The 16,769-nt window shown below is 66.1% G+C and carries 16 protein-coding genes and 1 tRNA gene; 12 read left to right on the top strand and 5 right to left on the bottom strand.

Going from position 1 to position 16,769, the window contains the following annotated elements; genetic code table 11:
* Nucleotides 1-242: 242 nt before the first annotated feature.
* Nucleotides 243-318, bottom strand: a tRNA-His gene (locus tag ACZYZ9_RS25450).
* A gap of 48 nt (nucleotides 319-366) precedes the next feature.
* A complete protein-coding gene (orn, locus tag ACZYZ9_RS25445) occupies nucleotides 367-1,014 on the bottom strand; it encodes an oligoribonuclease (protein ID WP_463828958.1) in 648 nt (215 codons plus the stop codon).
* A gap of 109 nt (nucleotides 1,015-1,123) precedes the next feature.
* Between orn and ACZYZ9_RS25440 the strand changes: the two genes are divergently transcribed.
* Nucleotides 1,124-2,680: a helicase HerA-like domain-containing protein gene (locus ACZYZ9_RS25440; protein WP_463828957.1), complete on the top strand. Its 1,557-nt coding sequence runs from the start codon at nucleotides 1,124-1,126 to the stop codon at nucleotides 2,678-2,680.
* 5 nt (nucleotides 2,681-2,685) lie between these two features.
* Here ACZYZ9_RS25440 and cmrA read toward each other — a convergent pair whose 3' ends face one another.
* Nucleotides 2,686-3,492: a mycolate reductase gene (cmrA, locus tag ACZYZ9_RS25435; protein ID WP_463828956.1), complete on the bottom strand. Its 807-nt coding sequence runs from the start codon at nucleotides 3,490-3,492 to the stop codon at nucleotides 2,686-2,688.
* A gap of 67 nt (nucleotides 3,493-3,559) precedes the next feature.
* Between cmrA and ACZYZ9_RS25430 the strand changes: the two genes are divergently transcribed.
* Complete coding sequence (locus ACZYZ9_RS25430; protein ID WP_463828954.1) at nucleotides 3,560-4,882, top strand: MFS transporter; 1,323 nt, start codon at nucleotides 3,560-3,562, stop codon at nucleotides 4,880-4,882.
* A gap of 40 nt (nucleotides 4,883-4,922) precedes the next feature.
* Here ACZYZ9_RS25430 and ACZYZ9_RS25425 read toward each other — a convergent pair whose 3' ends face one another.
* Both ACZYZ9_RS25425 and ACZYZ9_RS25420 read right to left on the bottom strand, forming a co-directional pair.
* Nucleotides 4,923-5,687 carry a hypothetical protein gene (locus tag ACZYZ9_RS25425; protein WP_463828953.1) on the bottom strand — a complete coding sequence of 255 codons (765 nt, stop codon included), beginning with the start codon at nucleotides 5,685-5,687 and terminating at the stop codon, nucleotides 4,923-4,925.
* A 74-nt stretch (nucleotides 5,688-5,761) separates the two neighbouring features.
* Complete coding sequence (locus ACZYZ9_RS25420) at nucleotides 5,762-6,403, bottom strand: SACE_7040 family transcriptional regulator (protein WP_463828951.1); 642 nt, start codon at nucleotides 6,401-6,403, stop codon at nucleotides 5,762-5,764.
* A gap of 65 nt (nucleotides 6,404-6,468) precedes the next feature.
* On the opposite strand from ACZYZ9_RS25420, the gene ACZYZ9_RS25415 reads away from it, so the two are divergent.
* The 10 genes from ACZYZ9_RS25415 to ACZYZ9_RS25370 all read left to right on the top strand — a co-directional run bounded on the left by ACZYZ9_RS25415 (nucleotide 6,469) and on the right by ACZYZ9_RS25370 (nucleotide 16,745).
* Nucleotides 6,469-8,091 carry an AMP-binding protein gene (locus ACZYZ9_RS25415; protein ID WP_463828950.1) on the top strand — a complete coding sequence of 541 codons (1,623 nt, stop codon included), beginning with the start codon at nucleotides 6,469-6,471 and terminating at the stop codon, nucleotides 8,089-8,091.
* Nucleotides 8,092-8,181: 90 nt separating this feature from the next.
* Entirely contained in the window at nucleotides 8,182-8,925 is a 744-nt protein-coding gene (locus tag ACZYZ9_RS25410) for a CoA transferase subunit A (protein ID WP_463828949.1), read from the top strand.
* The gene (locus tag ACZYZ9_RS25405) at nucleotides 8,922-9,137 is read left to right on the top strand and encodes a hypothetical protein (RefSeq protein ID WP_463828948.1); all 216 of its coding nucleotides are present in this window, start codon (nucleotides 8,922-8,924) and stop codon (nucleotides 9,135-9,137) included. Before ACZYZ9_RS25410 ends, ACZYZ9_RS25405 begins: the two co-directional genes overlap by 4 nt.
* On the top strand, nucleotides 9,134-9,781 hold the full coding sequence (locus tag ACZYZ9_RS25400; RefSeq protein ID WP_463828947.1) for a CoA transferase subunit B: 648 nt from the start codon (nucleotides 9,134-9,136) through the stop codon (nucleotides 9,779-9,781). Before ACZYZ9_RS25405 ends, ACZYZ9_RS25400 begins: the two co-directional genes overlap by 4 nt.
* Nucleotides 9,778-11,355 (top strand): carboxyl transferase domain-containing protein, encoded by a 1,578-nt coding sequence (locus tag ACZYZ9_RS25395; RefSeq protein ID WP_463828946.1) that lies wholly within the window; start codon nucleotides 9,778-9,780, stop codon nucleotides 11,353-11,355. Before ACZYZ9_RS25400 ends, ACZYZ9_RS25395 begins: the two co-directional genes overlap by 4 nt.
* 3 nt (nucleotides 11,356-11,358) lie before the next feature.
* Complete coding sequence (locus tag ACZYZ9_RS25390; protein ID WP_463828945.1) at nucleotides 11,359-13,362, top strand: acetyl/propionyl/methylcrotonyl-CoA carboxylase subunit alpha; 2,004 nt, start codon at nucleotides 11,359-11,361, stop codon at nucleotides 13,360-13,362.
* Nucleotides 13,359-14,534: an acyl-CoA dehydrogenase family protein gene (locus ACZYZ9_RS25385; protein ID WP_463828959.1), complete on the top strand. Its 1,176-nt coding sequence runs from the start codon at nucleotides 13,359-13,361 to the stop codon at nucleotides 14,532-14,534. Before ACZYZ9_RS25390 ends, ACZYZ9_RS25385 begins: the two co-directional genes overlap by 4 nt.
* On the top strand, nucleotides 14,531-15,097 hold the full coding sequence (locus ACZYZ9_RS25380; protein WP_463828943.1) for a MaoC family dehydratase: 567 nt from the start codon (nucleotides 14,531-14,533) through the stop codon (nucleotides 15,095-15,097). Before ACZYZ9_RS25385 ends, ACZYZ9_RS25380 begins: the two co-directional genes overlap by 4 nt.
* Nucleotides 15,094-15,918, top strand: a complete 825-nt coding sequence (locus ACZYZ9_RS25375) for an HpcH/HpaI aldolase/citrate lyase family protein (RefSeq protein ID WP_463828942.1) — start codon at nucleotides 15,094-15,096, stop codon at nucleotides 15,916-15,918. Before ACZYZ9_RS25380 ends, ACZYZ9_RS25375 begins: the two co-directional genes overlap by 4 nt.
* On the top strand, nucleotides 15,915-16,745 hold the full coding sequence (locus ACZYZ9_RS25370) for an adenylate/guanylate cyclase domain-containing protein (protein ID WP_463828941.1): 831 nt from the start codon (nucleotides 15,915-15,917) through the stop codon (nucleotides 16,743-16,745). The genes ACZYZ9_RS25375 and ACZYZ9_RS25370 overlap by 4 nt, the downstream gene beginning before the upstream one ends.
* Nucleotides 16,746-16,769 lie beyond the last annotated feature (24 nt).

The following is a 16,769-nucleotide window of genomic DNA, read 5'->3' as shown; positions in this document are numbered from 1 at the left end:
CCGTCGAAAATCAAGATCGAAAACCGCAATCCGAACCGATCAGGCCGCCACGTCAACCCCGCGAAACATCCGGGCTAGTGGCCTCTCGTTTTAGGTCGGTCTATGCGAACCCGTCAGAGGCTACTTGCGCGCTCGCCGGGGAGGTCTGGCGGTGGTCGATTCAGCGGACATAGCGTTGCAATAGCGTTGCGGCCTCTATCGAAAGAAAAAGGTCAGAGGGGCTAAATACCACCTCTGACCTGTGGGGTGAGTGACGGGACTCGAACCCGCGACATTCAGGATCACAACCTGACGCTCTACCAACTGAACTACACCCACCATGGCCACCCCCGTCCCTGCAGCGGGGCACGGGCAGCGACGTCGATATTAACCGCTCGGACGCTCCTCGGCCGAATCGTTTGTTTCCGATCCATCCGTGTTGCCCTGGATATCAGCGACCACGGCCGCGATTTCGCTGGTAGACGGGCCGGGCAGCGGCACGAAGGCGGTCCGCCGGTAGTACTGCAGTTCCCGGATCGACTCGTGGATGTCGGCCAGCGCACGGTGCGCCAAACCCTTGGGCGGCTGCCCGAAGTAGATGCGCGGATACCAGCGCCGGCAGAGCTCCTTGATCGAGCTGACGTCGATCATCCGGTAGTGCAGAAACGAGTCCAGGGCGGGCATGTCGCGGGCGAGGAACGACCGGTCGGTGGCGATCGAGTTGCCGGCCAACGGTGCGGTCTTGGGCTGTTTGACGTGCTCATGGATGTAGTCGAGCACCATCGCCTCGGCGGTGGCGATGTCGACGGTGGAGGCTTTGACCTCGTTGGTGAGCCCGGATCGCGCATGCATATCGGCGACGATCTCGATCATCGAGGACAACGCCGCGTCCTCGGCGTGGATCACCACGTCGATCCCGTCACCGAGAATGTTGAGTTCAGAATCGGTGACCAGGGCGGCAATCTCGATCAACTTGTCCGAGCCCAGATCGAGCCCGGTCATCTCGCAGTCGATCCAGACCAATTCGTCGCGCACAGCGCTCACATTAAGCCCAGCTGGCGACGTAGTTCGCCCTGACCCTGGCCGGACCCGGCCCAGTAGGCTGATCCCTGCCGAATTGGACGAGCAAACTCTGGGGAAAACCATGAGCACCGAATCTCCTGCGGATGGAGCCGACGGACCCGCCAAGCGAATCTCAGCGGGCTACGCCGTCGAGGGTCAGGCACTGGAACTGGGCACCGTCGTCATCGACGGGCAGGCGGATCCGACTGCTCAGATTCGCATCCCGCTGGCCACCATCAACCGGCACGGCTTGGTGGCCGGGGCAACCGGCACCGGCAAGACCAAGACCCTGCAGCTGATCGCCGAACAGCTCAGCGCCGCCGGGGTGCCGGTGTTCATGGCGGATGTGAAAGGCGACCTGTCCGGGCTGTCCCGGCCCGGAGCGGGCAACGACAAGACCGCCGCGCGCGCCAAGGACACCGGTGACAATTGGGAGCCGACGGGGTTCCCGGTGGAGTTTCTCTCGCTCGGCACCGGGGGAATCGGGGTACCGGTACGCGCGACCGTCGCCAGCTTCGGTCCCGTTCTCTTGTCAAAAGTGCTGGGGCTCAACGCTACTCAGGAGTCGACGCTCGGACTGATCTTCCACTGGGCCAAAGAGAACAACCGTCCGCTGATCACGTTGAACAGTCTGCGCAACGTCATCAGCCATTTGACCAGTGAGGAGGGCAAGGCCGACCTGAAATCGCTGGGCGGGGTGTCGTCGACGACGGCGGGCGTGATCCTGCGGGCGCTGGTTAACCTGGCCGGCGAGGGTGGCGACACGTTCTTCGGCGAACCGAAGCTGGACCCCAAAGATCTGTTGCGGGTCAACGACGGTCACGGTGTGATCAGCCTGCTTGAGTTCAGCGGCCAGTCGTTGCGCCCGGTCATCTTCTCCACTTTCCTGATGTGGCTGCTGGCCGATCTTTTCACGCAGCTCGACGAAGTCGGAGACGTCGACAAGCCCAAGCTGGTCTTCTTCTTCGACGAAGCCCACCTGTTGTTCGCCGACGCGTCGAAAGCGTTTCTCGAACAGGTCGAGCAGACCGTCAAGCTGATCCGGTCCAAGGGCGTGGGCGTGTTCTTCTGCACACAGTTGCCGACGGACCTGCCCAACGATGTGCTCTCGCAACTGGGCGCGCGCATCCAGCACGCGCTGCGGGCATTCACCCCCGATGATCAGAAGGCGCTCAGCAAGACCGTGCGCACCTACCCGAAAACCGATGTCTACGACTTGGAATCGGCGCTGACGTCGTTGGGTATCGGCGAGGCCGTGGTCACCGTGCTGTCCGAAAAAGGCGCCCCCACACCCGTGGCCTGGACCCGCATGCGGGTGCCGAGGTCGCTGATGGGAGCGATCGGCACCGAAGCGGTCACTGAAGCGGCAGAGAAGAGCTCGTTACAGGCCAAGTACGGCCAGACCGAGCCGGAGTCGGAGCCTGCGGCCGGCCCGCCGGCCACACCAACTCCCGCACCGGACTATCCGCCGTTGTCCCCCAACGATTCCGAGATTCCGCCCATGCCCGCACCGGCCGAGCCGAAGGGTCCGGCGATGTGGGAGGAAGTGCTGAAGAACCCGACGGTGAAAAGCGGCATCAACACCGCGATCCGCGAAGCGGTCAAGGGGATTTTCGGGACCGGACGGCGACGTAAGTGACGTGGTTAGCCGCCGCCGAGCTTCTTGTAGAACGCCCCGACGATCGGCGCGACAATGGCGCGGGGGGCATAGCCGCTGGCCACCGACATCGCCTTCGAGGTCAACCCCGGGACCACTCGCATCTTGTTGCGCTCCAACGCATCCAGGGATAGCTGCGCGGTGTGTTCGGTCGAGATCCACAGGAAGTCCGGCACCAGCTTCTCGACCAGCGAGGCCTCCTCTTCAGCGGGCAGGTCGGTGCGTACCGGGCCCGGGGCCAGCAGCGTGACGTGCACACCGGAGTTGCGCAGTTCACCGCGCAGCGATTCGCTGAAGGTGTTGGCGAACGCCTTGGTTGCGGCGTAGGTGGCGTTGTAGGGGATCGGCGAATTCCCCGCCGCCGAACCGGAAATCAAGATTCCGCCCGCCTTGCGCTCGATCATGCCCGGCAGCACCGCCAGCGTAAGATCATGCACCGCAACGGCATTCAACTGCACCTGGGCCTTTTCGCCAGCCGGATCCAACGACGCGACCGGACCGAACGTTGCGGTGCCCGCGTTGGCGCACAGGATTGAGATCGGCCGCGCGGCCAGCTCGTCGCACAGCTTTGCGCGCTCGGTCGGGTCGGCGAGGTCGGCCGGGCGCACGTCGACGGCAACGCGGTACTTGTCCACCAGTCGGGCGGCGAGGGCGGTCAGCAACTCCTCCCGTCGTGCGGTGATGATCAGACTGTGCCCGCGCGCGGCCAGTTCGGTGGCCAGCGCCTCGCCGATGTTCTGCGACGCTCCGGTGACTACGGCGCGCGCGTCTGGACTTGGGGCAGGTATCGGCATGAAGCAATCGTAGTCAGGAGCTGTCCGGCGTAGCCGGGCGCAGCGGGTTGGCTCTAGAGTGCGCTGCATGGATGACCCGGAGGACACGCGCGCCGGGGATCGGAAGAAAGCCCCGCGATCGGGGGTGGCGGCGTGGGCGTTGTGGGACTGCGGTCAGACCGGCTTGAGCGCCATCACGCCGACGTTCGTGTTCTCCGTCTACCTGACCAACAGCGTCGGAGTGGGCACGCCACTGGGCGCCACGCCGGTGAGCTGGCTGGGGCGTGCCGGAGCCGCGGCCGGGGTGACGATTGCGGTACTGGCGCCGCTGATCGGGGGGTGGGTGGAGTCGCCGCACCGACGGCGGGTGGCCCTGGCTCTGCTGACCGGCCTGGCGGTGGTGCTGACCTGTTCGATGGCGCTGATCCGCGATCAGCCGGGCTTCTTTTTCGCCGGCCTGGCATTGCTGGCGGCGACCGCGGCATGTGGTGACCTGGCCAGCATCCCGTACAACGCGATGCTGCGGCAGCTGTCGACGCCGTTGACGGCCGGCCGGATATCGGGTTTCGGCTATGCGGCGGGATACGTCGGCACCGTGGTGCTCCTGGGTTTGGTCTACGTGGGCTTCGTGTCCGGCGACGGTGACCATCGTGGTTTGCTGCACCTGCCCACCGCCGACGGCGTGTACGTCCGCGTGGCAATGCTGATGGCCGCGGCCTGGTTTGCGATCTTTGCGCTGCCGCTGCTGCTCGTCGCACACCGCCTCCCGGACGCAGGGGCGAACACGAACCCGTCGACCACCCTGCTGGGTACCTACCGCAAGCTGTGGGCCGACATCACCTCCGAGTGGCGCCGCGACCGCAATGTCGTGTACTTCCTGGTGGCCAGCGCGCTCTTCCGAGATGGCCTGGCTGCGATATTCACGTTCGGTCCCGTGCTGGGCGTCGGGGTGTACGGCGTCCCGCGCGAAGACGTGCTGATCTTCGGTATGGCCGCGTGCGTGGTGGCTGCAGTCGGCGCCGTGGTCGGCGGATTCGTCGATCATCGGGTCGGATCGAAGCCGGTCATCATCGCTTCTCTGACCGCGATCCTCGCCGCCGGCCTGGCCATGATGGTCCTGTCCGGCCCGCTGACATTCTGGGTGTGTGGTTTGTCACTGTGTCTGTTCATCGGGCCGTCGCAGTCCTCAGCGCGCGCACTGCTGCTGCGCCTGGCGAAACAGGGCAAAGAGGGTGTGGCCTTCGGTCTCTACACGATGAGCGGTCGAGCGATGTCGTTCGTGGCGCCGTGGCTGTTCTCGGTTTTCGTCGACGTGTTCGACGCCCCACGCGCCGGATTGGGCGGCATCTTCGTGGTGCTGCTGACCGGACTGCTGGCGATGCTGTTCGTGCGGGTGCCGCGAACGAACTGACGGCGATCGCGAGCGCTGCGCAGCAGCGCCACCCGTGGAATCAGAGCGGGGCGTCGCAGATGGTCAAGCCCTGGCCGGTGCGCTGCCGCACCTGAACCCCGGCCACCGTCAACGAGCAGGTGACGTTGTGACCGATGTTGACGACGGTGACGCTGGCCGGACGGGTGGACGACGTCGAGAGGCTGACCTGTTTGGTCCACGGCAAGGTGACGTTGAACTCGGTCTGGATCAGATCACCGGTGTCCATGTAGACGACGCTGATCGCCCGGCCTTCGCCGGTGACGCTGTAAACCACCGACTGCATGGTGCCCGGCACGGTGGCGGTGGGCGGCGGCGGGGTGCTGGGCTCAGTGGTGGTGGTGCGCGGCCTGCGGGTGGTGGGCGGCGGCGTTGACCTGGTCGTCGGGGGTGCGACGGTAGTGGTGGGACCGGTCATCGGCGGCAGCGGCTCGATGGCCGTCTGCTGGGTGTCCGAGCCGTTCGTCACGACCAGCGCAATGGCCAACCCGACGACGAGCAGCACTGCGGTGCCGGCCACGATCCACAGCCAGCGCGGGGTGCCCGGCGGTGGGGGTCCCTCCGGCTCCGCATCGGCCCGCGGCTCGTCTTGTTGCCAATACTGTGGTGGCAACTGTTGGGTCGGGTTCGGTGGGTACGCGCCCGGCGCCCAGGGCGAATTGCCGCCGCCGTAGGCGTAGGGCATGTCGTCGGCGTAGGCCGGGTAGTCGACGACCTCCTGCGACCACGTCGAAGCAGACCCCCGGGACGGGGGACCGGGATTCTGGGGGTCGCGTGGCGAGTTCATGTCCACTTCGCAGGGTACCCGGGCACGCCGTGAAGGCGCGGAACCGTGGTCGTGCCTGCGTGGACGTCGGGGCGCTACAAGTCTGCAGCACTCAGCGCGGCCATCGTCATCGCCCTCATCACGGCTCGGGACCGCACCGCGCGCGACGGTTTGGTGTCGGCCGATTTCATGCTGTGCGGCGTGGAGTTCAGCAGGCCGAAAGTGGCGTGCGCCATCAGCCTGGCGTCGGCCTCGGCGAGATCGGGGTTCAGCTCGCGCAGTACGCCCACCCAGATCTCGACGTACTGCCGTTGCGCTTTGCGCACCTGCCGTTGGGCCGGGGCCGGCAGATGGGCGAGATCGCGATCTTGGATGCGGATGAGGTCCGGCTCGCCGAGAGCGAAGTCGAGGTGGAAATCGATCAGGCCGTCCAGGGTTGCCGCCGCGTCGGCGTCGCGGTCGGTCACCGCGCGGGCACCGTCCAGCAGCCGGGCGCTGATCCCGACCAACAACTCGACCAGCAGCGACTCCTTGTTGGGGAAGTGCCGATAGATGGCCGGGCCGCTGACCCCGGCCGCGGCGCCGATGTCCTCGAGACGCACCGCGAGGAAGCCGCGTTCGGCGATCAGCCGTTCGGCGGCCGCAAGTAGTTGCAGCCGCCGGTCGGACTTCAACTGGCTGCGACGATTTGGCGCTTCAGGCCGACCGGCCTCGCCGTCCGGGGCGGACGCTGCCATGACGGCCTCCTGGACATGTCGGTTAATCGTCACTAACGTAACACTGACTTACCGCGGGAGGAACGGTGGCAACTCCACTTTCCTACGAACGCGGCCCGAACTCGCCTGCGCTGCTCGAGGTGACCATCGGCGCCAACTTCGCTGCAACCGCAACCACTTTCGCGTCCCGCGACGCGTTGGTCGATGTCGCGGCGGGACGGCGCTGGACGTATGCCGAACTGCTGCATGACGTTCGCGCTTTAGCGACCGGATTGCTTCAGGCCGGCATCGGAGTCGGTGACCGGATCGGCATCTGGGCTCCCAATCGTTGGGAATGGGTGCTGACGCAGTATGCGACGGCCGAGATCGGCGCCATCCTGGTGACCGTCAATCCGGCGTACCGGTCGCGCGAATTAGGTTATGCGCTGGAGCAATCCGGGGTGAAGATGCTGATTGCCGCACCCGGGTTCAAGGACGCCGACTACGCACAGATGCTGGCTGAGGTGGCGCCGGACTGCGCCGAGCTGCGCGACGTCACGATCATGGACAGCGACCGCTGGGACGAGCTTGCCGGTGTGGATATCGATCCGGCTGCGTTGCGGGCGAGGTCCGCGCGGCTGACGCCGACCGATCCGATCAATATCCAGTACACCTCGGGCACAACGGGATATCCCAAGGGTGTGACCCTCAGTCACCGCAACATCCTGAATAACGGCTACCTGGTGGGTGAGCTGCTCGACTACACCGAACGTGACCGGATCTGTATTCCGGTGCCGTTCTATCACTGCTTCGGCATGGTGATGGGCAATCTGGCGGCCACCAGCCACGGTGCCTGCATGGTGATCCCCGCGCCCGGTTTCGATCCCGCTGCCACCCTGCGCGCGGTGCACGACGAATGCTGCACCAGTCTCTACGGGGTGCCGACGATGTTCATCGCCGAACTGGGCCTGCCGGACTTCGCCGAGTATCGGTTGGACAGTCTGCGCACCGGAATCATGGCGGGCTCGCCGTGCCCGGTCGAGGTCATGCGCAGGGTGATCGAACGCATGCACATGCCGGAGGTCGCCATCTGTTACGGGATGACCGAGACCGCCCCGGTGTCGACCCAGACGCGTTCTGGCGACTCGTTGGAACGGCGCGTCGCCACCGTCGGTCAGGTGGGGCCACACCTGGAGATCAAGGTGGTGGACCCGGTCACGGGTGCGACGCTGCCGCGCGACGTCGCCGGCGAATTCTGCACCCGCGGTTATTCGGTGATGTCGGGGTACTGGAACGAACCGGAGAAGACCGCGGAGGTCATCGACGGGGACGGCTGGATGCACACCGGCGACCTGGCGTCGATGGACGCCTTCGGATATGTCCGTATCACCGGCCGGATCAAAGACATTGTGGTGCGCGGCGGCGAGAACATTTCCCCGCGCGAGATCGAGGAGTTCCTATACACCCACCCCGACATCGTCGACGGCCACGTCATCGGAGTGCCCGACGAACGCTACGGCGAGGAACTCATGGCGGTTGTCAAGCTCCGCGACGGAGCCTCGACGCTGACGGTGGAGTCGTTGCGGGAGTTCTGCGCCGGCCGTATCGCCCGGTTCAAGATCCCGCGGTATCTCTGGATCGTCGAGGACTTCCCGATGACGGTCACCGGCAAAGTCCGTAGAGCGGAGATGCGGGCGCGTGCCGTGGAGTATCTCGCCGACGGTGAATAGGCCGCACCCGCCCTGGACGGCGCGAGGGCGGAAATGGTATTCTCACTGTCCAGTTAATGATTATTAACTGAAATCGGAGGCTCTGCGGGGATGGACAAGGTGGTGGCTACCGTCGCGGAGGCGGTGGCGGACATAACCGACGGAGCATCGCTGGCCGTCGGGGGCTTCGGGCTGTGTGGTATCCCGGAGGCGCTGATCGCCGCGCTGGCCGATCGCGGAGTGACCGATCTGGAAACCGTCTCGAACAACTGCGGTGTGGACGGCGTCGGGTTGGGGGTTCTGCTGGCGCACAAGCGGATTCGCCGGACCGTATCGTCGTACGTGGGCGAGAACAAGGAATTCGCCCGCCAGTTCCTCTCCGGAGAACTCGAGGTCGAGCTGACCCCGCAGGGCACGCTGGCCGAGCGGTTGCGCGCCGGCGGCATGGGCATCCCGGCGTTCTACACCCCGGCCGGGGTCGGCACGCAGATCGCCGACGGCGGCCTGCCCTGGCGCTACGACCCCTCGGGCGAGGTGGCGATCACCTCGCCGCCCAAGGAGACCCGCGAATTCGATGGCGTCACCTATGTGCTGGAGCGCGGAATCCGCACCGACTTCGCGTTGGTGCACGCCTGGAAGGGCGATCGGCACGGCAATCTCGTTTACCGTTACGCCGCAGGCAATTTCAACCCGGAATGCGCGCCGGCCGGTCGGATCACCATCGCCCAGGTCGAACATCTCGTCGAACCGGGAGAGATCGACCCCGCCACGGTGCATACCCCAGGCGTGTTCGTGCAGCGCGTCGTGCACGTGCCTGATCCCCAGAAACGGATCGAGAAGGAGACGGTGCGATGAGCGCCCCACACCTCGACGCCGTTTGTCACGCTGGCGTGACGTTCGGCGTCGACCGCCACGCTGGCGTGACGCTCGGCGTCGACCGCGACGCTGGCTCGCCACCTCTCGGCGTCGACTGTCACGCTGGCGTGACGCTCGGCGTCGACTGCCACGCTGGCGTGACGCTCGGCGGGGATGCGGGTGTGCCGATGAAAAGGAGCGCCGCCCAATGACGTGGAGCAGAGACGGCATGGCGGCCCGGGTCGCCACCGAATTCGAGGACGGACAGTACGTCAACCTCGGCATCGGCATACCGACCTTGATTCCCAACCACATCCCCGACGGTGTGCACGTGGTCCTGCACTCCGAGAACGGCATCCTCGGCGTGGGGCCCTACCCCCATCGTGAGGACGTCGACGCCGATCTGATCAACGCGGGCAAAGAGACGGTGACCACCCAGCCAGGGGCGTCGTTCTTCGGTTCGTCGACGTCGTTCGGCATCATCCGCGGCGGACACCTCGACGTGGCTGTCCTTGGGGCCATGCAGGTTTCGGTCACCGGTGATCTCGCGAACTGGGTGATCCCCGGCAAGATGGTCAAAGGCATGGGCGGGGCGATGGATCTGGTGCACGGCGCCCGCAAGGTGATCGTGGTGATGGACCACGCCGCCAAGGACGGCAGCCCGAAGATTCTCGAGCGCTGCACCCTGCCGCTGACCGGGGTCGGGTGCGTCAATCGGATCGTGACCGAACTCGCGGTCATCGACGTCCGCGACGACGGCCTGCACCTGATCGAGACCGCCCCCGACGTGTCGGTCGAAGAGGTAGTAGCGAAAACTCAACCGCCCCTGGTGCTCTCGGATCTGGTGTCCAGGTGACCACGGTCGCGCCGACGTTCGCCGACGAGCATCGCCGCCTGGTCGCCGAACTCAACGACAAGTTGGCCGCCGCCGCGCTCGGCGGCAACGAACGCGCCCGCGAACGCCACGTCAGCCGCGGCAAGCTGCTGCCCCGCGACCGCGTCGACCGTCTGCTCGACCCGGGCAGCCCGTTTCTGGAGTTGGCCGCGTTGGCTGCCAACGGCATGTACGACGACGAATCCCCGGGCGCGGGCATTATCACCGGAATCGGCCGAGTCTCCGGGCGCGAATGCGTGATCGTTGCCAACGACGCCACCGTCAAGGGCGGCACCTACTACCCGATGACGGTGAAGAAGCATCTGCGCGCGCAGGAGGTCGCGTTGCAGAATCTGCTGCCATGCATCTACCTGGTGGACTCCGGCGGCGCGTTCCTGCCCCGCCAGGACGAAGTGTTCCCGGATCGCGAACACTTCGGCCGGATCTTCTACAACCAGGCGACCATGAGCGCCAAGGGAATTCCGCAGATCGCCGCGGTGCTCGGCTCGTGCACGGCCGGCGGCGCGTACGTGCCGGCGATGAGCGACGAAGCCGTGATCGTCCGCGAACAGGGCACGATCTTCCTGGGCGGCCCGCCCCTGGTCAAGGCCGCCACCGGTGAGATCGTCACCGCCGAAGAACTCGGCGGCGGCGACCTGCACTCGCGGGTCTCCGGCGTCACCGACCACCTGGCCGAGGACGACGAGGACGCGTTGCGGATTGTCCGCAAGATCGCCACCACGTTCGGACCGCGCGAACCTGCGCAGTGGGACATCCGGCCGATGCGCGAACCGATATACGCCCAGGACGGCCTTTACGACGTGGTGCCTCCCGATCCGCGGGTGCCCTACGACGTGCACGAGGTCATCGTTCGGCTGGTCGACGGCGGCGAATTCAGTGAGTTCAAGGCGAATTACGGCAAGTCGCTGGTGACGGCGTTCGCGCATATCCACGGTCATCCGGTGGGGATCATCGCCAACAACGGTGTGCTGTTCAGCGAATCCGCCGTCAAGGGTGCACATTTCATCGAACTGTGCGACAAACGCCGAATCCCGTTGCTGTTCCTGCAGAACATCGCCGGATTCATGGTCGGTCGCGACTACGAGGCCGGTGGCATCGCCAAACACGGCGCGAAGATGGTCACCGCGGTGGCCTGCGCCCGGGTGCCGAAGCTGACCGTGGTAATCGGCGGATCCTATGGGGCGGGCAACTATTCGATGTGCGGGCGCGCGTACTCACCGCGCTTCCTGTGGATGTGGCCGAACGCACGGATCTCGGTGATGGGCGGCGAGCAGGCCGCATCAGTGCTGGCCACCGTGCGTGGTGAGCAGCTCTCGGCGGCCGGCAAACCCTGGTCGTCGGAGCAGGAAGAGGCATTCAAGGCGCCCATCCGCGAACAGTACGAAGACCAGGGCAACCCGTACTACTCGACCGCGCGCCTGTGGGACGACGGCATCATCGATCCTGCTGATACCAGAACAGTTGTGGGGCTGGCACTTTCGGTGTGCGCCCGGGCGCCGCTGGAATCGGTCTCCTACGGCGTATTTCGGATGTGACTCATGTTTGACATCGTTCTAGTGGCGAACCGCGGCGAGATCGCGGTGCGCGTGATCCGCACCCTGCGTCGACTGGGTATCCGGTCGGTTGCGGTGTACAGCGATGCCGACGCGGGTGCCCGCCACGTGATCGAGGCCGACACCGCAGTTCGGCTGGGACCGGCGCCGGCGCGGGAGAGCTACCTCGACATCGGCAAAGTGATCGACGCGGCGCAGCGTACCGGGGCGCAGGCGATCCATCCGGGCTACGGGTTCCTCTCCGAGAACGCCGATTTCGCCGCGGCCTGCGACCGCGCCGGCGTGGCATTCCTGGGACCGCCCGCACGCGCGATCGAGGTGATGGGGGACAAGATCGCCGCCAAGAACGCGGTCGCCGCGTTCGACGTGCCGGTGGTGCCGGGCGTCGCGCGGCCGGGGCTATCCGACGATGACCTCATCGCCGCTGCCGACGACGTCGGTTACCCGGTCCTCGTGAAGCCGTCGGCCGGCGGTGGGGGCAAGGGCATGCACATGGTCGACGACCCCGCGCGGCTGCGTAATGCCCTGGTCACCGCCCGCCGCGAAGCTGCGTCCGCGTTCGGCGACGACACACTGTTCCTGGAGCGTTTTGTGTTGCGTCCCAGGCACATCGAGGTCCAGATACTTGCCGACACCCATGGCAACGTGGTCCATCTGGGCGAACGGGAGTGCAGCCTGCAACGCCGCCATCAAAAGGTCATCGAGGAGGCGCCGTCGCCGCTGCTCGACGCCCCGACCCGGGCGCGCATCGGGGCTGCGGCCTGTGACACCGCCCGCAGTGTCGACTATGTCGGCGCCGGCACGGTCGAGTTCATCGTCTCCGGTGACCGGCCCGACGAATTTTTCTTCATGGAGATGAACACCCGTCTGCAGGTGGAACACCCGGTTACCGAGGCGGTCACCGGGCTCGACCTCGTCGAGTGGCAGCTGCGTGTGGCAGCGGGGGAGAAGCTGGGGTTCGCCCAGGACGACATCACGCTCACCGGTCACGCGATCGAGGCCCGGGTGTACGCCGAGGATCCCGCCCGGGGATTCCTGCCCACCGGCGGCCGGGTGCTGGGAGTGGTCGAACCGTCCGGAACCGGTGTGCGGGTGGACTCCTCGTTGCTGGCCGGCACGGTGGTCGGCAGCGATTACGACCCGATGCTGAGCAAGGTGATCGCCCACGGGGCCGACCGCGCGCAGGCGCTGGCCCGGCTCGATGAGGCGTTGTCGCGTACCGCTGTCCTGGGTGTGCAGAGCAACGTGGAGTTCCTGAGGTTCCTGCTCGCTGACGATCGCGTGCAGGCCGGCAACCTCGACACCGCGCTGCTGGACGAACGATTGACCAGTTTCGCGCCGCAACCGGCGCCTGACGATGTGTTCGCCGCCGCAGGGCTCTATAGCCAGGCGGTGCTTGCGCGGCGCGCCGGGAAAGATCTGTGGGCCGCACCCAGCGGATGGCGGATCGGCGGTGCTAGCGCCCCGGTGCGCACTGCGATGCGGACCGCGTTGCGTACCGAGACTGTGTCGGTCCGGGGCCTGCCGGGCGCCGCGTCCGTACAAGTGGGCGACAGCGAAATAATCTCTGCCACCGTGCAACTCGGTCCGAGTGAGTTGAGCGTCACGCTGGACGGGGTGCGTCGCAGCTACCGGTGGGCCGAGGCCGAGCGGCACTTGTGGATAGCCGACGAACGAGGCACCTGGCACATCCGTGAGGCCGAGGTGAACAAGATTCAACGCGCAGCGGGGGAGCGTCCGGCCGAAGTGGTCAGCCCCATGCCCGGCAGCGTGATCGCCGTCCAGGTGGAGTCCGGCACCGAGGTGTCCGAGGGCGACGTGGTGGTGATCGTCGAAGCGATGAAGATGGAACATTCACTGACCGCACCGATCTCGGGACGCGTGGAGGTCATGGTGGGCGTCGGTGAACAGGTGAAGGTGGAGCAGGTGCTGGCCCGGTTGGTGCCGGCCGCCGTGGCAGACGCAGCAGCGACGACAAGCAAGGACTGACAATCATGACGACAACGATTTCGGCGGGCACGCTACCGAAAGAATATGAAGACCTGCGCGATACCGTGGCCGACTTCGCGCGCTCGGTCGTGGCTCCGGTGTCCGCCAAACACGATGAGGAGCACAGTTTCCCGTATGAAGTCGTCGCAAAGATGGGCGACATGGGGCTGTTCGGTCTGCCGTTCCCGGAGGAATACGGCGGTATGGGCGGGGACTATTTCGCGCTGGCGTTGGCACTCGAGGAACTCGGCAAGGTCGACCAATCGGTCGCGATCACGCTGGAAGCAGGGGTGGGACTGGGGGCCATGCCCATCTACCGGTTCGGTACCGAGGAGCAGAAGCAGCAGTGGCTGCCCGACCTGGTGGCCGGCCGCAAGCTCGCCGGTTTCGGGCTCACCGAGCCGGGCGCGGGATCGGATGCCGGCGGCACCCGCACCACCGCCCGACTCGAAGGGGGTGAGTGGATTGTCAACGGCAGCAAGCAATTCATCACCAACTCCGGCACCGACATCACCTCGCTGGTCACCGTCACCGCCGTCACCGGCAACATCGCCGACGGCAAGAAAGAGATCTCGGCGATCATCGTGCCGAACGGCACCCCGGGTTTCATCGTCGAGCCGGTCTACAACAAGGTCGGCTGGAACGCCTCGGATACCCACCCGCTGACCTTCGACGATGCGCGGGTGCCCGAGGAGAACCTACTCGGTGTCCGCGGCAAGGGTTACGCGAACTTTCTGTCCATCCTCGACGAGGGCCGCATCGCGATCGCCGCGCTCGCGACGGGGGTGGCGCAGGGCTGCGTCGACGAAAGCGTCAAGTACGCCAACGAGCGTCAGTCCTTCGGCCAGCCGATCGGCTCCTACCAGGCCATCAGCTTCAAGATCGCGCGCATGGAAGCCCGGGCACACGTCGCCCGCACCGCCTATTACGACGCCGCGGCAAAGATGTTGGCCGGCAAGTCCTTCAAAAAAGAAGCGGCTATCGCAAAGATGGTCTCCTCGGAGGCGGCGATGGACAACGCCCGCGACGCTACGCAGATCCACGGCGGGTACGGCTTCATGAACGAGTACCCGGTGGCCCGCCACTACCGGGACAGCAAGATCCTGGAAATCGGGGAGGGCACAACGGAGGTGCAGCTGATGTTGATCGCGCGATCGCTGGGTCTGTCATGACCGGCGCCGGTCCTGCCGAACGTGCCTCCGGCGACGCGACGCCGGTGAGTCGTGACGCGAACGGCACAGTCGGCCACACCAAGTCGATTATCCAGCGGGGCTTGTGGTTCGAGGAGTTCGAGGTCGGCACGACCTACCTGCACCGGCCGGGTCGCACCGTCACCGAGGCGGACAACGTGCTGTTCACGACGTTGACGATGAACACGCAGTCGCTGCACCTGGATGCGGCGTGGGCCGCCGAGCAACCCGGGTTTCGTGGTGAGCGGCTGGTCAATTCGATGTTCACGCTGTCCACGCTGGTCGGTCTGTCGGTGGCCCAACTGACCCTGGGCACCATCGTCGCCAACCTGGGTTTCTCCGAGGTGTCGTTCCCCAAGCCGGTCTTCCACGGCGACACCCTCTACGCCGAGACCATCTGCACCGGCAAGCGGGAGTCGAAAAGCCGCGCGGGCGAAGGCATCGTGACGCTGGAGCACACCGGACGCAACCAGCATGGCGACATCGTGGCCAGGGCGGTCCGGACCACCCTGGTGCAGAAGCGGCCCAGTGCGGAGTCCCGATGAGCTTGCGCGACGCCGGCCCTGGTTGGCTGTTCTGCCCGGCTGATCGTCCGGAACGCTTCGCGAAAGCCGCCGCTGCCGCCGACGTGGTGATTCTCGACCTCGAAGACGGGGTTGCGGCGACCGACCGGCCCGCCGCTCGAATCGCGCTGCGGGACAACCCACTTGATCCCGAGCGAACCGTCGTACGGATCAACGCCGCCAGCACCGACGACCATGCCAGGGATCTACAGGCCTTGGCCGACACCGCCTACGCCACGGTGATGCTGTCGAAGACGGAATCGGCGGCGCAGGTGGACGCACTCGCGCCGCGTGACGTCGTCGCACTTGTCGAGACTCCGCGCGGCGCATTGTTCGTCAGCGAGATCGCCGCTGCCGAGCGTGCAGTGGCGTTGATGTGGGGTGCGGAGGATCTGGTGGCGGCCATGGGTGGCAGTTCCAGCAGACGTGCGGACGGCACCTATCGGGATTTCGCCCGCCATGTGCGGTCCGCAGCGCTGTTGGCGGCCAACACCTTCGGCCTGCTGGCGCTGGATGCGGTGCATCTGGACATCCGTGATATCGAAGGGTTGGAAGCAGAGGCGCTCGACGCCGTGGCGATCGGCTTCGATGCGACGGTCTGCATCCACCCGAGCCAGGTTGCCGTGGTACGCAAGGCTTATCGGCCCGGCGATGAGCAACTGGACTGGGCGCGTCGGGTGCTGGCCGCTGCCAAAACCGAGCGCGGGGTGTTCGCCTTCGACGGGCAGATGGTCGACTCCCCGGTGTTGCGGCACGCCGAAAGCATGTTGCGGCGAGCAGGGGAGTCCGCGACCGGACCGTGAGCACCGAATGGCTGTGGGTGATCGTCGCCCTCCTCGAATTCGGCGTCCTGATCGCGGTGGCGGTCCTGCTGATCGTGTCGCGGCGCCAATTGACCGGCGTGCGACGCGCCCTCACGCGGTTGCGGCAAGACAAGCCGCGGCGAAGACGGCCACCCGGCGTCGGACCCCTTGCGGTCCGAACCGTCTGGCGCACCGCGGATTCGCTGATCAACAAAGGGATCGGCGCCACCGTGCGCAATTCAGTCGAGGACCTCGCCGGCTGGGCCCGGGTGGAACGTCCTGATCTGGCCAGGATGACAGCCGACGGCAACGTCGTGATCGCGTTCTCCGACATCGAAGGATCCACCGAGCTCAACGAAGAACTCGGCGACCGCGGTTGGGTGAAACTGCTTGAGCGGCATAACACATTGATCTACAAACACGTCAACGGCACCGGCGGTCACGTGGTCAAGACGCAGGGCGACGGGTTCATGATCGCCTTCTCGGATCCTGCCCAGGCCGTGCGTTGCTGTACCGAGGTGCAGCGCGCGCTGCAGTCCGACCCCGAGCGCTGGGACCACATCCGAGTCCGGATGGGATTGCACATGGGCAGTTCGGTACGGCGCGGTGACGACCTGTTCGGCCGCAACGTGGCGATGGCCGCACGGGTCGCCGGACAGGCGAGCGGCGGTGAGACCCTGGTTAGTGACGCAATCCGGCAGGCAATCTCGGGAGCAATCGACATTGTGCTGGGCGCACCGCGTGAGGTCGAACTGAAAGGACTGCGGGGTAGTCACCAGCTGTATCCGGTCGTGGTGCCGAATTCAACTGCGCCGGATGGTCAGTGACGCTGCCGGACCCGGCAGGCCCGG

It is taken from the genome of Mycobacterium sp. IDUB_28, assembly GCF_055419285.1.
The sequence above is the reverse complement of the archived record's forward strand: the minus strand, read 5'-3'. Positions and strand labels throughout refer to the sequence as shown.

Excerpts from the sequence above, each read along its gene's own strand:
- ACZYZ9_RS25440 (WP_463828957.1), top strand. The coding sequence starts at position 1,124 with ATGAGCACCGAATCTCCTGCGGATGGAGCCGACGGACCCGCCAAGCGA.
- ACZYZ9_RS25380 (WP_463828943.1), top strand. The coding sequence starts at position 14,531 with ATGACCGGCGCCGGTCCTGCCGAACGTGCCTCCGGCGACGCGACGCCG.
- ACZYZ9_RS25425 (WP_463828953.1), bottom strand. The coding sequence starts at position 5,687 with ATGAACTCGCCACGCGACCCCCAGAATCCCGGTCCCCCGTCCCGGGGG.
- ACZYZ9_RS25430 (WP_463828954.1), top strand. The coding sequence starts at position 3,560 with ATGGATGACCCGGAGGACACGCGCGCCGGGGATCGGAAGAAAGCCCCG.
- ACZYZ9_RS25420 (WP_463828951.1), bottom strand. The coding sequence starts at position 6,403 with ATGGCAGCGTCCGCCCCGGACGGCGAGGCCGGTCGGCCTGAAGCGCCA.
- ACZYZ9_RS25410 (WP_463828949.1), top strand. The coding sequence starts at position 8,182 with ATGGACAAGGTGGTGGCTACCGTCGCGGAGGCGGTGGCGGACATAACC.
- ACZYZ9_RS25400 (WP_463828947.1), top strand. The coding sequence starts at position 9,134 with ATGACGTGGAGCAGAGACGGCATGGCGGCCCGGGTCGCCACCGAATTC.
- ACZYZ9_RS25375 (WP_463828942.1), top strand. The coding sequence starts at position 15,094 with ATGAGCTTGCGCGACGCCGGCCCTGGTTGGCTGTTCTGCCCGGCTGAT.
- ACZYZ9_RS25390 (WP_463828945.1), top strand. The coding sequence starts at position 11,359 with ATGTTTGACATCGTTCTAGTGGCGAACCGCGGCGAGATCGCGGTGCGC.
- ACZYZ9_RS25405 (WP_463828948.1), top strand. The coding sequence starts at position 8,922 with ATGAGCGCCCCACACCTCGACGCCGTTTGTCACGCTGGCGTGACGTTC.
- cmrA (WP_463828956.1), bottom strand. The coding sequence starts at position 3,492 with ATGCCGATACCTGCCCCAAGTCCAGACGCGCGCGCCGTAGTCACCGGA.